This window comes from Tessaracoccus rhinocerotis (assembly GCF_007197885.1).
Lineage (GTDB): Bacteria > Actinomycetota > Actinomycetes > Propionibacteriales > Propionibacteriaceae > Arachnia > Arachnia rhinocerotis.
The window spans coordinates 352,977-369,043 of sequence record NZ_VKKG01000001.1 but is presented as its reverse complement, the minus strand read 5'-3'; the positions used below and the strand labels follow the sequence as shown (position 1 = coordinate 369,043).

At 69.0% G+C, this 16,067-nt stretch carries 14 protein-coding genes; 5 read left to right on the top strand and 9 right to left on the bottom strand.

The window, feature by feature from the left end:
• Window positions 1–33: 33 nt before the first annotated feature.
• From FOJ82_RS01770 to FOJ82_RS01755, 4 genes are all read right to left on the bottom strand, one after another.
• The gene (locus FOJ82_RS01770; RefSeq protein ID WP_143936731.1) at window positions 34–870 is read right to left on the bottom strand and encodes a carbohydrate ABC transporter permease; all 837 of its coding nucleotides are present in this window, start codon (window positions 868–870) and stop codon (window positions 34–36) included.
• The gene (locus FOJ82_RS01765; RefSeq protein ID WP_143936730.1) at window positions 867–1,811 is read right to left on the bottom strand and encodes a carbohydrate ABC transporter permease; all 945 of its coding nucleotides are present in this window, start codon (window positions 1,809–1,811) and stop codon (window positions 867–869) included. Before FOJ82_RS01765 ends, FOJ82_RS01770 begins: the two co-directional genes overlap by 4 nt.
• Window positions 1,812–1,881: 70 nt before the next feature.
• A complete protein-coding gene (locus FOJ82_RS01760) occupies window positions 1,882–3,201 on the bottom strand; it encodes an ABC transporter substrate-binding protein (RefSeq protein ID WP_246099696.1) in 1,320 nt (439 codons plus the stop codon).
• A gap of 49 nt (window positions 3,202–3,250) precedes the next feature.
• Window positions 3,251–4,276 carry a LacI family DNA-binding transcriptional regulator gene (locus FOJ82_RS01755; RefSeq protein WP_221932992.1) on the bottom strand — a complete coding sequence of 342 codons (1,026 nt, stop codon included), beginning with the start codon at window positions 4,274–4,276 and terminating at the stop codon, window positions 3,251–3,253.
• A gap of 138 nt (window positions 4,277–4,414) precedes the next feature.
• On the opposite strand from FOJ82_RS01755, the gene FOJ82_RS01750 reads away from it, so the two are divergent.
• Together FOJ82_RS01750 and FOJ82_RS01745 are read left to right on the top strand one after the other, a co-directional pair.
• Window positions 4,415–4,921, top strand: coding sequence for a hypothetical protein (locus tag FOJ82_RS01750; protein ID WP_143936728.1), 507 nt, complete (start codon window positions 4,415–4,417; stop codon window positions 4,919–4,921).
• 42 nt (window positions 4,922–4,963) lie between these two features.
• Window positions 4,964–5,149, top strand: a complete 186-nt coding sequence (locus FOJ82_RS01745; RefSeq protein WP_143936727.1) for a hypothetical protein — start codon at window positions 4,964–4,966, stop codon at window positions 5,147–5,149.
• A 17-nt stretch (window positions 5,150–5,166) separates the two neighbouring features.
• On the opposite strand, the gene FOJ82_RS16420 is transcribed toward FOJ82_RS01745, so the two are convergent.
• On the bottom strand, window positions 5,167–6,066 hold the full coding sequence (locus FOJ82_RS16420) for an EamA family transporter (RefSeq protein ID WP_221932991.1): 900 nt from the start codon (window positions 6,064–6,066) through the stop codon (window positions 5,167–5,169).
• Window positions 6,067–6,144: 78 nt separating this feature from the next.
• Between FOJ82_RS16420 and FOJ82_RS16415 the strand changes: the two genes are divergently transcribed.
• The 3 genes from FOJ82_RS16415 (at window position 6,145) to FOJ82_RS01725 (ending at window position 9,222) form a co-directional block, all read left to right on the top strand.
• A complete protein-coding gene (locus FOJ82_RS16415; protein WP_143936726.1) occupies window positions 6,145–7,029 on the top strand; it encodes a LysR family transcriptional regulator in 885 nt (294 codons plus the stop codon).
• Between the two features lie 326 nt (window positions 7,030–7,355).
• Complete coding sequence (locus FOJ82_RS01730) at window positions 7,356–8,429, top strand: 3-deoxy-7-phosphoheptulonate synthase (protein WP_143936725.1); 1,074 nt, start codon at window positions 7,356–7,358, stop codon at window positions 8,427–8,429.
• A gap of 139 nt (window positions 8,430–8,568) precedes the next feature.
• The gene (locus FOJ82_RS01725; protein ID WP_143936724.1) at window positions 8,569–9,222 is read left to right on the top strand and encodes a vitamin K epoxide reductase family protein; all 654 of its coding nucleotides are present in this window, start codon (window positions 8,569–8,571) and stop codon (window positions 9,220–9,222) included.
• On the opposite strand, the gene FOJ82_RS01720 is transcribed toward FOJ82_RS01725, so the two are convergent.
• The 4 genes from FOJ82_RS01720 to valS form a co-directional block, all read right to left on the bottom strand.
• The gene (locus tag FOJ82_RS01720) at window positions 9,182–9,829 is read right to left on the bottom strand and encodes a DNA-3-methyladenine glycosylase (protein ID WP_246099694.1); all 648 of its coding nucleotides are present in this window, start codon (window positions 9,827–9,829) and stop codon (window positions 9,182–9,184) included. The two genes, FOJ82_RS01725 and FOJ82_RS01720, sit on opposite strands and share 41 nt — an antisense overlap.
• Window positions 9,830–9,870: 41 nt before the next feature.
• Entirely contained in the window at window positions 9,871–12,948 is a 3,078-nt protein-coding gene (locus FOJ82_RS01715; protein WP_185975576.1) for a discoidin domain-containing protein, read from the bottom strand.
• A 166-nt stretch (window positions 12,949–13,114) separates the two neighbouring features.
• Window positions 13,115–13,435, bottom strand: coding sequence for a hypothetical protein (locus tag FOJ82_RS01710; protein ID WP_143936722.1), 321 nt, complete (start codon window positions 13,433–13,435; stop codon window positions 13,115–13,117).
• A gap of 13 nt (window positions 13,436–13,448) precedes the next feature.
• Entirely contained in the window at window positions 13,449–16,004 is a 2,556-nt protein-coding gene (gene valS / locus FOJ82_RS01705) for a valine--tRNA ligase (RefSeq protein WP_143936721.1), read from the bottom strand.
• Window positions 16,005–16,067: the final 63 nt, after the last annotated feature.

Genomic DNA, 16,067 nt, shown 5'->3' with positions numbered 1-16,067 from the left:
GCCTTTCGTGGACTTGTGGGGAGAACTGTCCGGTCAGCCCTTGACGGCGCCGGAGGTCATGCCAGAGACGATCTGCCGCTGGAAGACCAGGTACATGACGAGTAGGGGGACGGTGATGATCAGGATGTTGGCGAACAGGAGGTTGTAGTCGGTGCTGAACTGGCTGCGGAAGTTGAACAGGGTCAGCTGCACCGTGGCGTTGTCGTCCCCCGGAAGGAAGTAGAGCGGGTTCTGGAAGTCGTTGAAGACCGTCACGGACTGGACGACGACGACGGTCACGATCACCGAGCGCAGCAGCGGGAAGATCATCTGGAAGAACAGGCGGACGGGGCCGGCGCCGTCGATGATGGCGGCCTCGTCGATCTCCCGGGGGATGGTCCGGACGAAGGCGCGCATGATCAGAACGGTGAACGACAGCCCGAAGGCGACCTCGATGAAGACCAGTCCGGGGAGAGTCTTGAACAGGCCGAGGCCCTGCAGCAGCCAGATCGTCGGCACGACCGCCGGCGGGACGATTAGTCCCGCGAGCACCAGGCCGTTGATCAGCCCGTTGATCCTGCTCTTGCGGCGGGACAGGACGTAGGCGATCATCGAGCCGAACAGGACCATCAGGAACACGCTGGCCACGGTGAGGATCGTCGAGTTGACGAACGCGGTGATCAGCATGAAGTCGCGGGTCTCGAAGACCTGGACCACGTTGCTCCAGAGCATGAACTGCTCGGGCCAGGTGAACTCCAGGCGGGCCGCCTCCTGCGGGGACTTCGAGGCCTGGGTGAGGACGAAGGCGAACGGGACCAGGAACACCACGGTGGTGACCAGGATCCCGACGATGCCGACGATCCAGCTCGTGGACTTTCGTGTGGTGTTCACAGGTCGGTCTCCTTCGAGTTGAGCCAGCGGTTGAGGGGGTAGACGATCGCTGTGACGACGATGAAGAGGATCACGTTGCCAGCCGTCGACAGCCCGTAGAAGCCGGCCTGGTACTGCTTGTAGATGACCGAGGCGATGACGTCGGAGGAGAATCCCGGGCCGCCGCCGGTGGTGGTCCAGATCAGGTCGAAGGACCGCAGACCACCGATCAGTGACAGCAGGATCACGGTTGAGGTGGCGGGGAAGGACAGTGGCAGGATGATGCTGCGGAACGTCTGCCAGCCGCTGGCTCCGTCGACGCGGGCGGCCTCGAAGTACTCGTTGGGGATGGCTGCGATGCCGGCGATGTAGATGAGCGTGGCGATGCCGAGGCCCTTCCACACGTCGATGGCTGCCACGCTCAGCAGGGCGAAGTCCGGGTTGGTGAGCCATCCCGGGCCGTCCATGCCGGACAGTGCGGTCCACGCCTTGTTCACGATGCCGTTGAAGGGGTCGAGCAGCACCTGGAACGTGAGGCCGACGCCCACGGTGCTCAGCAGTACGGGGAAGAACGTCACTGATCGTAGGTAGCCCCGCGCGATCACCGGGAGCGACAGGACGACGGCCAGGGCCATTCCCAGGACCACCTTCGAGCCCGAGGTGACGAAGCCGTAGACCAGCGTGTTCCACAGCGAGCCGATGAGGCCGGGCTCGTTGAAGAAGGTCACGAAGTTGTCGAAGCCGATGAACTCCGACTCGAACAGCGTCCAGCGCGTGAACGCGAAGTAGAAGGAGGCTGCGGTGGGGATGATGAAGAAGACCAGGTACACCAGGCCGCCCGGGACGTAGAACCACAGCGGGTAGCGGCTGCCCACGTGGTCCTTGGGCTTGCGGAGGTGGCTGCCGGTCCGTCCGGGTTCGGTCCTGTCGGGACGAGGACTGGCGGAGGCGTCAATGCTCATGAGGGTCCTAACCGAGGTGCTGCGGGTGCGGGCCGAGGGTGGGGGGCGGCCCCCCACCCCCGGCTTTGCATCACCAGCCGTCGAGTCCGAGCTGCTGGGCCTGCTTCTTGACGTCCTCGTCGTACCGGGCGGCGCCGTCGGCGGCCGTGGCGATCCCGGAACCGACCTCGACAGCGATCTTTTCCAGGTTCGGGCCCTTGATGGGGGAGAGGAACTCGAGCGCCGGGCTCGCGTTGCCGTCGGTGAAGTACTGCTGCAGGTCGCCCACGGCGGCAGGCAGACCGTCGGGGAGCTTGCACTCGGTGATCATGTACGGCCCGTTGGGGGTGGTTGCGTCGCTCACCGCGTCGCAGGCCGCGGGGGAGGCGGCGAACTCGAGGAAGGTCATGACTGCGTCGAGTTGCTGCCCCTCGGTGCTCTTGGGGACGTAGAAGCCGCCGGGGGTCCAGGCAGTGAGACCGTAGTTGCCCTCGTCGTCGCCGGGCTGGGCGAAGAACCCGATGTTCTCTGCGGCGTCTTCCGCCAGGTCGACGTAGGAGGAGATCGCGAAGGTTAGCATCGGGTAGTGCGCGCCCGTGCCGTCGACGAGCTGCTGCATGCCCTGCGACTGCGTCGCGGAGGCGAAGTCCTTGTTCAGGTAGCCAGCATCGTAGACTTCCTGGAGGCGCTCGAAGCCCTTCAGCGCGGGCTCCTCGGCGAACTTGGCCTCGTTGGCGGTGTACTTCTCGGCCCAGTCCGGCTGGGTCGCGGAGACGTTGTGGAAGTCGGCCAGCACGAACAGCTGTGAGGTCCACGTGTCGGCGTAGGTCTGGATGACCGGGTCGATCCCGGCTTCCTTGATCTTCGCGTTGTTGTCCATGAACTGGTCCCACGTCTTGGGAACCTCGAGCCCGAGGTCTGCGTAGACGCTCTTGTTGTAGAGGATTCCGCCGCCCATCGCCTGCTCGAACGGCACGCCGTAGAAGTCATCGCCGGACTTGGTGGCGGTCTTGAAGGTCTCGTCGATCCCCTCCATGAACGGCTGGTCGGTCAACGCGACGAGGTTGTTGGCGGGGTCCAGGGCAGCGAAGAGCGAGCCTGAGTTGTAGTTGAAGACGTCGTTCATCTCGCCCGTCGCAAGGCGGGTCTTGATGAGGTTGTCGCCGTCGGTGCCGCCGGGGCGGCTCTCGATCTCCATCTCGATACCGTCCTGCGACTCGTTGAATGCGTCCACGACGGCGTTCGCGATGTTCATGCTCTGATCGCTGACGTCGACGAGGAGCGTGAGGTTCACTGTCCCGGTCGCGTCGCCGTTCTCGGCGCTGGGTCCATCGGACGAGCAGGCGGTGAGGGCCAAGGTTGCCACGAGGCCGACCGCGATGGTCGAGCTCGCCTTCTTGTGAATAGACACTTCGTTGTTGCCTTTCTGTGGGGTGCCCTGTGGGCGATTGTTGGGTTCTTCAGGTTCCGGAGTGGAGCGGCGGCGCCGTCGAGCGACGGACCCGCAGTTCGGGCGTGAGCACCGTGTGGACGGCTTCCGTGCGTCCGGCGATGCGTTCGAGGAGCATCTGCGCCACCAGGCTGCCGATCACGTCGGCGGACTGTCTGATGGTGGTCAGCGAGACGAGCGGGTGGGAGGCGATCGAGCTGTCGTCGTAGCCCACGACGGAGACGTCGGCGGGGGACAGGCCCTTCTCGACGACGGCCCGCAGGACCCCCAGGGCGAGTTCGTCGTGGCCGGCGAAGATGGCGGTCGGGCGGTTCGGCTCCTCCAGCAGCACGAGGGTCCGCTGGTAGGCAGCCTCCTCCGTGGGGGTGACGAGCACGGTTCGCGCTTGCTCGCCGAGTCCGAACTCCCGCATGATCGCGTCGTAGGTCCGGGATCGAACCGCATGCGACGAGTGCCACATGTGGGGGTGGTTGGCCGTGGTGATCGACAGGTGGGCGATGCGACGGTGGCCCAGCTCGTGCAGGTGCCCCATCAGCAGTCGCGTGCCCAGCACGTCGTCGTCGCCGATCGTGTCGTAGCTGGAGGAGGGTTCGTGGCGGCCGAGCATGACCAGAGGCCGCATCCTGCCTTGTTCTTCCAGCCAGTCGGGCGAGGCGTTGGCGCCGATCGCGAGGATCCCGTCCACCTGGTAGTCGACGAGCTCCTGGATGGCCTTCGTGCTGTTCTCGTCCTCGCCGGCGGGAGCGATGATCACGCGGTAGGGGGTTCCCACCAACGCGGAGGCCAGGCTGCGCAGCACGCGGTCGAGGAACATGTTCGCGGTGTTGGGGATCTCGATGCCGAGGATGTAACTGGAGCCTCGCATCGCCCTGGCAGCAACCCTCGGGCGGTAGCCCAGCTCGTCGATCGCGGCCTGGACCTTCGTCCGCATCGCGTCGCTGACGCCGTAGGCGCTTCTCAGGACCTTTGAGACGGCGGCACGGGAGACGCCTGCTGCGCGTGCGACGTCTGCGATCGTCGCCTTGGTGTCAGTCACTGTCCCACCTCCTCGTGGTCCGGCTGCCGTGACCATCGGTCCCGGTTGCACAAATGTAGACCGATCTACGAGGGCTGCGCAATCCTCTTCTGTAACGATTCAGCAACGGCTTGTCAGGGCGTCCGGCACGATGGGGTCATGTTCGAAGACTCCCTGCCCGCCTCGCCAACGCCCGACGACTTCCGGGCCCTGGCCCGGTCCTCGCCCTGGCGATTCGGGATGCTGCACTTCACGCACACCGTCCCCGGCGAGGCACCGGTGGAGGCGTGGCTGCGCCGGCCGGGATCCCTCGAGGTGGTCGTCGATGGTGCGCGCCACGTCGAGTCCGGGGTGCCCCACACGCGCAGCGCCGTGTTCGGCTGGGACGCCTCCGGGGAACCGACGCAGCCCAGGGTCCTCGCCGCCGTCACACCTCAGGCCGTTGCTCCTTCGCTTCGGTCCGACGGACTGGTCCTGAAGCCGCCGGATGAACCCGAGATCGAGTACGACGACCCGATGTGGCAAAACTATCGCTGGGTGGCGATGCTCGACCCGGTGGAGTTGGCGCACGGTGTCGAGGTCACCGACGTCGAGCCCGGCATCCGCCTCGGACGTCCAACCTGGACCGCCACGTGCCGCCCCCTGCAGGGGGACGACGGCTACTAGCCCCGCTGCTCGTGCTGTCCGTTGCTCTTCGGCGAGGTCAGCATGGCCATGGACTTCGACGACCCGGCGGCGGTCCGCGCCCGGGAGCCCGAGGCCGGATACCCGTCCGGCCACCGGGTGTCCCTCGATGTGGCCACGGGGGTCGTGGTCTCGGTCGAGCCGCTCGACGGGGACCGGAGCCTGAGCGTGTTCTGCAACGAGATCCACGAGGCGACGCCGCTCGGCTGACGCTGCGGGCTCGGGCGTCAGGGCCGCGGGCGTCCCGCCAGCTGGCCCGCCACCAAGGCGGTCAGCGCCAGGGCGAAGCCCAGCAGCTGGGGGAGGGCGAAGGTCTCGCCGAGCACGAGCGCGCCGATGGCGGCCGCGACGAGTGGTGACAGCAGCCCCAGGAGTGCCGTCGGGGCCACGGGGAGCGCACGCACGCCGCGGAACCAGAGCGTGTAGGCGAGCAACCCTCCGACGAGGCCCAGCCAGGCGTAGCCGGCGACGGCCGGGGCGTCGATGCCCCCCGGGACGCCCTCGATGAGGAGCGTCGGGACCAGGAGGACGAGGCCGCCGGCCGCGAGCTGCCAGCCGGCGTATGCCATGGGGCCGACACCGTCCGGCCGCCCCCATCGCTTGGTCAGGGTGACGCCCAGACCCATGCTCGCGGCGCCGACCAGGCCCGCGGCCACTCCGACCCCGTCCATTGCGGCGCCGGGGCCGAGCACCACCAGCCCCACCCCCAGCACCCCGACGACGCCCCAGCCCAACCGGGCGAGGGACAGCCGCTCCGAGAGGACCACCACGGCGAGCAGGGCCACGATGATCGGTTGCGTGGCCCCGAGCGTCGCGGCCACGCCCCCGGGAAGCCGCTCGGCGGTGATGAACAGCATCGGGAAGAAGATTCCGATGTTCAGGGTGCCCAGCACGAACGCGCGCCACCACCAGGAGCCGCGGGGCAGCGTCCGCGACAGGAGGATCGCCAGCAGGCCGGCGGGCAGGGCCCGCATCAGCCCGGCGAACATGGGACCCGGCGGGAGCAGTTCGGTGGTCACGACGTAGGTGGTGCCCCACACCATCGGCGTGATCGCAGTGGTGAGGATCATGCCCGTGCGGCGGCGCACCACCGGCGCGGTCTGCGTGTCCTGCTGGGAGAGGGTCATGTCACCAGCCTGCTCCAGACCTGGGCATGAGTCCAACACATGCTTGTCATCGAATCGATCGTGATACACGATGGATCCATGGAACTGCAGCAACTCCGCTACGTGCTGGCCATCGCGAGGACGGGGAGCTTCACCCGGGCGGCCGGGGAGTGCTTCGTGGTGCAGTCCGCGCTGAGCCACCAGATCAAGGTGCTGGAGCGAGAGCTGGGCCTCACCCTGTTCGCGCGAACCAGCCGGAGGGTCGAGCTCACCGCGGCGGGCGAGGCCTTCCTGCCGGGAGCGCGGGCGTGTCTCGAGGCGGCCGAGCGGGCGGTCGTGGACGCTGCGGCAGCCGCCGGCCACGTCCGGGGCCGTCTCGTGATCGGGCTGATTCCCACTGTCACCGCCGTCGACGTCCCCGCTGCCCTCAGCAGGTTCCGGGCCGCCCACCCAGAGGTGGGCGTGAGCGTCCGCGGCGGCGGCAGCACGCGCTCCATCGAGCTGATCCGGGCGGGCGAGATGGACGTCGCGTTCCTGGGTCTGGCTGCCAGCGACCCGCCCAAGGGCGTCGCCCGCAGGCAGCTGCGTCGCGCCCGGTTGGTGGCGGTGCTGCCCGAGGGGCACCGGCTCGCGCCGCGTCGTCGGCTCCGGCTCGCCGACCTGGCAGACGAGGCCTTCGCCGACTTCCCGGCGGGCACCCCGGGACGGGCGCAGAGCGACGGTGGGTTCGCCGCGGCGGGCCTGCACCGCGAAGTCGCGTTCGAGGCGATGGCGGTGGACCTGGTGCTGGACCTGATCCGGGCCGGCCTGGCCATCGCCCTGCTGCCGCCCGGGGTGGTTCCCGAGGGCGAAGGGCTGGTCACGGTCGCGGTGGCCGATGGACCCGAGCGCGTGGAGTACCTCGCGTGGAGTGACTTCAACCCCAGCCCCGCGGCGCGGGCATTCATCGAGGTGCTGGGGGAAGGTGCCCCGGACGAGCGGTGACCAGCCCTCGCGACTGGCCGGGGATCGTGCTCTGGCGGACGGTTCACAGGGCATGTCGCGGCGGCTGGTCACGGTCCGGGCCGGGACGGTCCACGGGTGCCGCGAGACGAACACCGGGGACGGTGGCCCCGGGTGTGTATGCTCGGCTCCATGAACTCCGCTCGTTGGTATTGGCGTTTCGTGTCGGCTCCGGCCGCCGCGGGCACCTGCTGACGCGCGCGAACGGAGCCGACCGGGCGTGACCGAACGGTCACGCCCCTGCCATTCCAGGCGGGCGCTCCGGTAAGCGTCGGTGGGTCCGCCGCAAATCTGACGAGGACCCGAGCATGACCACCGCAACACCGACCGCCGAACGCACCCAGGACCTGCGCGTCGTCCGCATGGACCCGCTTCCCACACCTACCGAGCTGATCGCCGACCTGCCACTGCCCGACCGGTCCGCCGCCCTGGTGTCCCGCTCCCGCGACGAGGTGGCCGATGTCCTCTCGGGCCGCGACGACCGCCTGCTCGCAGTGGTGGGGCCCTGCAGCGTCCACGACCCGGAGGCCGCGATTGACTACGCCCAGCGCCTGGCCACGACGGCGCAGCGATTGTCCCCGGACCTGCTCGTGGTGATGCGCGTCTACTTCGAGAAGCCTCGCACCACCGTCGGGTGGAAGGGGCTCATCAACGACCCCGGACTCGACGGCAGCTACGACATCCCGCGCGGACTGCGCCTGGCTCGCCGCGTCCTGCTCGACGTCCTCGACACCGGCCTGCCCGCGGGCTGCGAGTTCCTCGAGACCACCTCTCCCCAGTACATCTCGGACACCGTCTCCTACGGCGCCATCGGGGCGCGCACGGTCGAGTCCCAGGTGCACCGGCAACTCGCCTCCGGCCTGTCCATGCCCATCGGGTTCAAGAACTCGTCCTCGGGCGACGTGAAGGTGGCCATCGACGGCTGTCTGGCCGCCGCCGCGCCCCAGGCCTTCCTCGGCGTGGATGACCAGGCCCGGGCCGCGCTGGTGGAGACCTCGGGAAACCCCGACTCGCACGTCATCCTGCGCGGGGGACAGAGCGGATCCAACTACGGCCCCGAACACGTCCGGGCGGCGGCCCGGCAACTGGCCGCCTCGGGCCTCGCGCCGTCGGTGGTGGTGGACGCCAGCCACGGGAACTCTGGCAAGGACCACATCCGCCAGGCCGTGGTGGCCGCCGAGATCGCCGACCAGGTGGCGGCCGGTGAGCGGGGCATCTCCGGCGTGATGCTTGAGAGCTTCATCGTGGCGGGGCGCCAGGAGCCCGCCCCCACGGGCCTCACCTACGGCCAGTCCGTCACCGACGCCTGCATGGCATGGGAGGTGACCGAGGGGGTGCTGGAGCGGCTGGCTGCTGCGGCGGCCGAGCGCAGGCGGCAGTGATCGGGAACTGATCCATGGTCCCGGTCGTTTCGATGTGTGGGCCGCTCACCACGGCGCCCCGGGTCCCGGGGCGGGAGGTGCTCAAGGTACCGTTGGAGCGGCTCGACCGAGGGCCCGATCATGACCAGAAGGGACAGCGATGAGAAATGCCGACGCTGCGGTCGAGGCCGATGACAAGCCCAGTGAACTCCTGAGCGAGTGGGAGTGGCTGCGAGCCCGCAGGTTCCTGTTCGGTGAGATGCTCCTGTTCGCGCTTCTCAGCCTGATCGCGTCGTTCGTGCTCTCGCACGACGCCATCATCCTGGCCGCGGACCCGGAGGCGACGCTGGCCTGCTCGATCAACCCCTTCCTCGACTGCGCCAAGGTGGGCCTCACGTGGCAGGCCAATCTCTTCGGCTTCCCGAACGCTTTCCTGGGGCTGATCTCGGAGCCGGTGGTGATCACGATCGCCGTGGCTTCCCTGGCCGGCGTCCGGTTCCCGCGGTGGTTCATGTTCACCGCCAACCTCGTCTACCTGCTCGGCGTGATCTTCGCCTACTGGCTACTGTTCCAGTCCACCTACGAGATCGGCGCGCTGTGCCCGTGGTGCATCCTGGTGACGATCTCCACGACGTTCGTGTTCGTGTCGATGACGCACTGGAACATCCTCGAGAACAACCTCTACCTCAAGCCCGAGGCACACCGTAGGGCGGTGGCCTTCGCCAAGGGTGGGTGGATCACCATCTCCCTGATCGGGTGGCTGGCCCTCGTGGTCATCCTCGAGGTGTTCCGCTGGGCCCCGGCCTTCCTCTGAGCGAGCGCGGGCCCGAGACCGTCGGGTCCCCAGGAATGTGGAACCTGAGCCACAGGTGCTCGGGGTCCGTCGCCTCCGGGCGCAGTCCGATCCTCGGCCCCGCCACCGTCTCCGGTGCGGGGCCGATCCGGTCCGCCACGAAGATCCCGCTGTCGGGATCGCACAGGTCGAGGCCGTCGTCGAGCCAGCTGATGCCCAGCGCCACGGTCATCCGGCCGGGACCCTGGGCCAGGTCGGTGTCCCTGCGTGTCACGCCTGCGGCGTTGCGCCTGGCGCGCGCGACGCCCGCGCCCCGCACCACCTCGCCCGCCCGGACCAGGCAACCGTTGGCGTGCTCCAGCGTGGAGGCGACGATGTTGCAGCACGAGTGCAGGCCCATGTGTCGGTACACGTACAGGTGGCCCGCCTCCCCGAACATCGTCGCGTTGCGCCTCGTGGGCCCGCCGTAGGCGTGCGAACCGGGATCAGTGTGCCCCTCGTAGGCCTCCACCTCCGTGATGCGGATGACCACTTCGCCGGCCACGAGGTGGCACCCCAGGAGCCGCGGTCCCAGTTCCCGCGCCGGGCGCTGGAAGAAGGACCGCGGCAGGGGGATCAGGTTGTTCACCCGGTCAATTCTGCCGTAGCGGGTGGCTGCGCACCCCCGTCTCAGCCCGGGGTCCCGTACACCTGCAGCTCTCCGATCTGCATCAGGTAGCCGTCCGACGCGTGCTGGCTCAGCTTCAGGCGCGTGCCGACGAGCCGGACGTAGGAGGCACTCACCGGCTCGTCGAGGGCCAGGACGCGCGGCTCGGACGAGACGGCGACGTCTCCCGTCACCTCTGCCGCCACGGTCCAGGTGATGCCGTCGGCGGAGGCCTCCACCCGGTAGTCGGTGGGGAAGCCCAACCCGGCGTTGGCCTGGTCGGAGGCCGCGTTGCGGGGATGCACGACGACCTCCTCGAGCGCGTACGGGCCGCCCAGGTAGACCGCGACCCACTCCTGCTCGTCCGGGGACGAGTTCGCGCCCGTCTGCGACGTCCAGCCGTTGGTGGTGGCGGTGGGGCCGAACTGGCCGTCGACCACGAAGCCCGCGGACCATCCCCACACCGCGGCCTCGGTGGTGCTGGAGGTGTCGACCGGGCGTCCCTGTGCGATGTTCTTGCCCTCGTACCAGGGCTCGTCGTCGACGCCCGGGTCCACGCTGTCCGGGGGAGGCAGGGTGCCGTCGTCGTCGTAGACCTCGATCTCGGCCAACTCCAGCGTGGGACCAGAGGCGCCCTGCTGGTAGTCGTGGAAGGCCAAGCGCAGGTGCTGCGCCGTAACCTCCGGGAAGGTGACGCTCGGTACGGGCTCACCGAGGACCACCGAGAGCTCGGCCGAGGCCACCTCGGTCCAGGTCTCCCCGTCTGTGGACACCGAGACGGAGACCTCGCCGGGGAAGCCGCGCCCGAGGCTGAAGACGCCGCCGGCAGGGTAGAGGTCGATCCGGTTGATGCTCCGCAACTCGCGCAGGTCGAGGTCCACGGTCGTTGGGACGGCCCCATCGACCTCGGTGGCGCGCCAGCCGCGGCTCTGGGTGGTCGGGACCCGGACCCCGTCGGTCAGCTTGTCCATGTACCAGCCGCCGGCACCCTCGGAGGTGGCGGCGGTGACGTCCGCATTGAGGGCGAGGTTGACGGGGTCCTCGAAGCCGGGCGTCTCGCGGTAGTTCAGGTCGGCCGGCAGCGCCAGGAGGACGGCGTCGCCCTTGCCGAGCTCCAGCTGGAACTTGCCGTTCCGGGACGTGAGCGTCCGGGTGGATCCGTCGGTGCGGCTGACCTCCTCCAGCTGCTTCACCCCGCGCAGCACGTGCAGGTCGATGTTCTGCGCCGCGGTGAAGTCATTGTTCACAACCATGAGGTACTGCCGCCCGGTCGCACCATTGACCATGCGCGAGACGATGACGTCGTCGTCGGCGCCGACCTGGCCGATGAACCCGTCCGGGATGCCCGGCTGCCCGTGCAGGTCGGGGCCGTTCAGGTAGACCTCGACGGCGTCGAGCCCCATCAGCGTCGGGCCCAGTGCCTTCACCTCTGCGTTGAGCTGCTTCACGGGCTCGTAGAGGTCCGTCGGGGTGCCGTCGGGCGCGATGATCGCGTCGGTGAAGGCTTCCGGGCGGCCGGTCGGGGTGAACCACGTGAAGTAGGAGATCTGTTTGAACCCGTGGGCGAGCGCCGCGTTGATCTCGTAGCGAAGCTCTGCCTCGTTCGTGCGGCGGAACCCGGCGGGGCTCCCGTCCGCGTTGACCCGCCCGATCGACTGCAGGTACAGCCCGGTCTTGACGTCGTTCTCGATCCCGACGGTGCGGACGGCGGACATGTTCTCGAGCATCGAGTGGTAGTTGAGCGAGTCCGGGGCGTTGCCGAACGGATAGTGGTCATACATCAGGTAGTCGACCTCGTCGGTGCCGGAGAGCTCCAGGAAGTCGTCCATCTGGCTCTCGTAGGTGGCGCGGTCCGGGTAGGCGAACATCGGCAGGAAGTTGAGGTACGGGTAGAGCCAGGGCGCCTCGTCCTTGACCGCCCGGTGCACCCGGGCGTAGGGGTTGGCGTTGAAGGGCTCGTCCTTCAGGTAGAACCCGCCCACGCCGGGCACGTTCTCGTAGGAGGCCACGATCTCCCGGATCTCCTCGTCGCTGAGCGATGGCCCCTCGTTGAGCTGGGGGTCCGAGATGCCGACGCGCATGCCGCGTTCGGCCGCCAGTGCCGCCATCTCCAGGTTCAGCGAACGCCCCTGCAGGTCCGTACTGTCGACGTTCTGGACGTAGTCGACGTGCGCCTCGGCGAGGTAGTCGTACTGCTCGGCGTTCGTGTGCTCCGCGGTCGGGGGCCAGAACGCGGAGATCATGAACTCGGCGTCGGTGTCGGTCCGCTCGGCGATGACCTCGACCGGCACGACCAGTGCCTCAGCGCCGTCGGCCGCGATGGTGACGGCGGTCCCGCCCAGCGCCACCGCGGTCACGACGCCGTCGGCGTCCACCGTGGCGACGTCCGGGTCCGCACTGGTCCAGGTCACCTCGGCGCCGTCCACCGGGGAGCCGTTGACCAGCGCGGTGAGCTGGTCGCTCTCCCCGGGCAGCAGTTCGAGCGCGGGCTTGTCGACCCCCAGCCGGGAGCCCTGCGGGGTGCCGTAGACCGCGAGCTCCGCGATCTGCACGAGGGCGCCGTCGGCGCCGCCGGGTGCACGACGCGTGGCGTGCACCCGGACCAGGTGGCCAGTCACGGGCTCGAATGCGAGGACCTGCGCCTCGGTGACCGAGGTGTTACCGCTCGAGGTGGCGGCGGTGGTCCACTCCCGGCCGTCGTCGGAGACCTCGATGGCGTAGTCCACAGGGAAGTTCTGCCCGGCGTTCGCCCCGTCCAGACGGGGCCAGACCGCGACCGACTCGATGGTGCTGGGTGCGAGCAGGTCCAGCTCGGCCCAGGCGGGCGTCGTCTCGGTGGCGGTGTTGCCGATCGGGTTCGTGGACCAGCCGTACGAAAGGGCTCCGGTGCCGATGCGGCCGTCGTTGACGAAGGCGGTGGCCCAACCCTCGTCGGCCTTCTCGTACGCGGACGAGCTGGTCGCGCGCTTGCCCTCGGCGAGGTTCACGAGTCCGGCGGGCAGGTGCGGGTCGGAGTCGAAGATGTCGATGTCGGCCGCGTGGGCCGGTAGCGGGGCGGCCGTCAGGCCGAGGAGCAGCCCGACGCCGAGCGTCGCCGCCATTCCGGTCCTGAAGCGTTTCAAAACACTGCCGTGTTGCATTCGGGTCCTCCTGGTGCTGCGCACGTCCGTGTGCGATTGCTGGCTGGGACGGAACGCTAGGCGTCGAGCGGGGTCGCGTACAAGTGATTCCGCGGACCGATCAAGGCAAGTGAGCGTTACTTGCCGATCAGGTGGCCGACGCTCCGACGGGGATCCAGCGGCCACCGACGCGTCGGTGCAGTCGTCCGCCGCCGAGGACTGCGAGGCCCTCGATCGAGTCCCAGACCGACTTCGCAACGGCCAGGGCTGCGCGGTGCTCGTCGTCCCGGCTGCTCGCGGGGACTGTGAAGCGCAGCGCGACGTATGGCACGCCGTGGGCCACGTCGACGAAGGAGTCGTCGAGGTGGGCCAGCGCGCGCACGGCGCGGCGGCCCACCTCCATGACGTCTTCGGGAGCGTGCTCGGGGCGGACGTCGCGGACCTCGGTGGTAACCCGGAAGCTCGGCACCCGACGGCGGCCCTCAGGCCTCGGGGGCCACCAGGTCGACGTCCACGGCGAGGTTGCCGTCGGCGGAGGCCCACGTCACCTCGCCCGTGATGCGGCCGACGGCGCGCAGATCGGGCTCGATCTCCTGCAGCCGTCCGATGACGTCGGCGGGCCCGGAGAAGGCGGCGCGGGTCACCTCGGTCTTCATGGAGACCTTGGCGTTCGACTTGGCGCCACGCACCGTCACCAAGGCGGCGGCGACGTCGTCGAGGAGGGCGGGATCGCCGTCGACGGTGAGCTCCGACGGCAGCGGCCACTGGGCGCGGTGGATGGAACCCTCGTGGGTCCAGCTCCACGTCTCCTCGGCCACGAACGGCAGGAACGGTGCGAACAGCCGCAGCTGGATGTCCAGCGCGAGCCCGAGCGCCGCCTGGGCGGACGCCTGCTCGGCCTCGCCCTGGGCGCCGTAGGCGCGCTCCTTGACCAGCTCGAGGTAGTCGTCGCAGAACGCCCAGAAGAACGTCTCCGTGCGCTCCAGCGCGGTGGTGTAGTCGAACGCCTCGAACGCCTGGGTGGCGGCCTCGACCACACCCGCCAGCGCCGCCAGCAGCGCCTTGTCAACCGGGTTGGTCACGGCCTCGATGTCGGGCGATCCCGAGGCCATGGAGAGCACGAACTTCCCGGCGTTGAGCACCTTCATCGCGAGCCGGCGGCCGACCTTCATCTGGGACTCGTCGAACGGTGAGTCCAGCCCGGGCCGTGCCATGGCGGCGCGCCAGCGCACGGCGTCGGAGCCGAACTTGTCCAGGATGTCGGTGGGGACCACCACGTTGCCCTTGGACTTGCTCATCTTCTTGCGGTCGGGGTCCACGACGAACCCGGAGATGGTGGCGCGCTTCCACGGCAGCGAGTCGTGCTCGAAGTTGGAGCGCACCACGCGGCTGAACAGCCAGGTCCGGATGATGTCGTGCGCCTGCGGTGCGACGTCCATGGGGAAGACCAGGTCGAACAGCTCCGGGTCGCGCTCCCAGCCGCCGGCGATCTGGGGCGTGAGCGACGACGTCGCCCAGGTGTCCATGACGTCGGGGTCTGCCATGAAGCCGCCGGGGACCCCGCGCTGCTCCTCGGAGTAGCCCGGGGGCACGTGGCTCATCGGGTCGATCGGCAGCTGGGACTCGTCGGCCAGGATCGGGGACTCGTAGTCCGGCTCGCCCTCCAGGTCCAGCGCGTACCAGAGCGGGAACGGCACGCCGAAGAAGCGCTGCCGCGAGATCAGCCAGTCGCCGTTGAGGCCGCCCACCCAGTTCTCGTAGCGGTGGCGCATGTGCTCCGGGGTCCACTCGAGCTCTCCGCCGCGGGAGAGCAGCTTGGCCTTGAGGTCCTCGTCGCGGCCACCGTTGCTGATGTACCACTGGCGGGTGGCGACGATCTCGAGTGGCTTGTCGCCCTTCTCGAAGAAGTTCGTCATGCGCGAGGTGGGCTTGGGGTCGCCGACCAGGTCACCCGATGCCTTGAGGGCCTCGACGGTGGCCGCGCGGGCGCTGAAGACGGTCTTGCCGGCCAGCGGCTCGTACGCCTCGGTGTTGACGACCCACTCGGGGGTCTCGGTGGTGAAGCGGCCGTCGCGGCCGATCACGGTGCGCGTGGGCAGGTCCAGCTCGCGCCACCAGGTGACGTCGGTGAGGTCGCCGAAGGTGCAGCACATCGCGATGCCGGCGCCCTTGTCGGGCTCGGCGTCGGGGTGCGCCAGGACGGGGATCTCCACGCCGAACAGGGGCGAGGTCACCGTGGTGCCGAACATGTCCTGGTAGCGCTCGTCGTCGGGGTGCGCGATCAGGGCGCACACGCTGACGAGGAGCTCGGGGCGCGTGGTCTCGATGTGGACCGGGTCGGCGCCGTCGCGGTGGAACGCGACGCGGTGGTAGTGGCCCGCGTACTCGCGGGCCTCGAGTTCGGCCTGCGCGACGGCGGTCTGGAACGTGACGTCCCACATCGTGGGGGCATAGGACATGTACGCCTCGCCGCGCTGGCAGTTGCGCAGGAACGCCTTCTGCGCGACGGCCTGTGCCTCGGCGGAGATGGTGCTGTAGAGCGTGTCCCAGTCCACGGACAGGCCGAGGGTGCGCCACAGGTCCTCGAAGGCCTGTTCGTCCACCTGCGTCAGCTCGTGGCACAGGTCGATGAAGTTGCGGCGGCTGATCGGGACCTGGCGCTTCGGGTCCGGCTTGGCCGGGGGAGTGAAGTCCGGCTCGTAGGGGACCTTCGGGTCGCAGCGCACTCCGTAGAAGTTCTGGACGCGTCGCTCGGTGGGTAGGCCGTTGTCGTCCCAGCCCATCGGGTAGAACACCTGCTTGCCGCGCATGCGCTGGTAGCGGGCCACGAGGTCGGTGTGGGTGTAGCTGAACACGTGGCCGACGTGCAGCGAGCCCGACACCGTCGGCGGCGGGGTGTCGATGCTGAATACGTCGTCTCGGGAATCCGGCCGCTGGAAGGCGTACGTCTTCTCGTCGCGCCAGACCTTGCTCCACTTCGCCTCTAGTCCTTCGAGGACAGGCTTGTCGGGCAGGCCGCGCTGGTCGTGTGCAGTCATGCGTGCGATCTTAGTGAACGCGGCAAGGGCAAAGCGAAACCGCCGCCCCGGTCTGGGACGGCG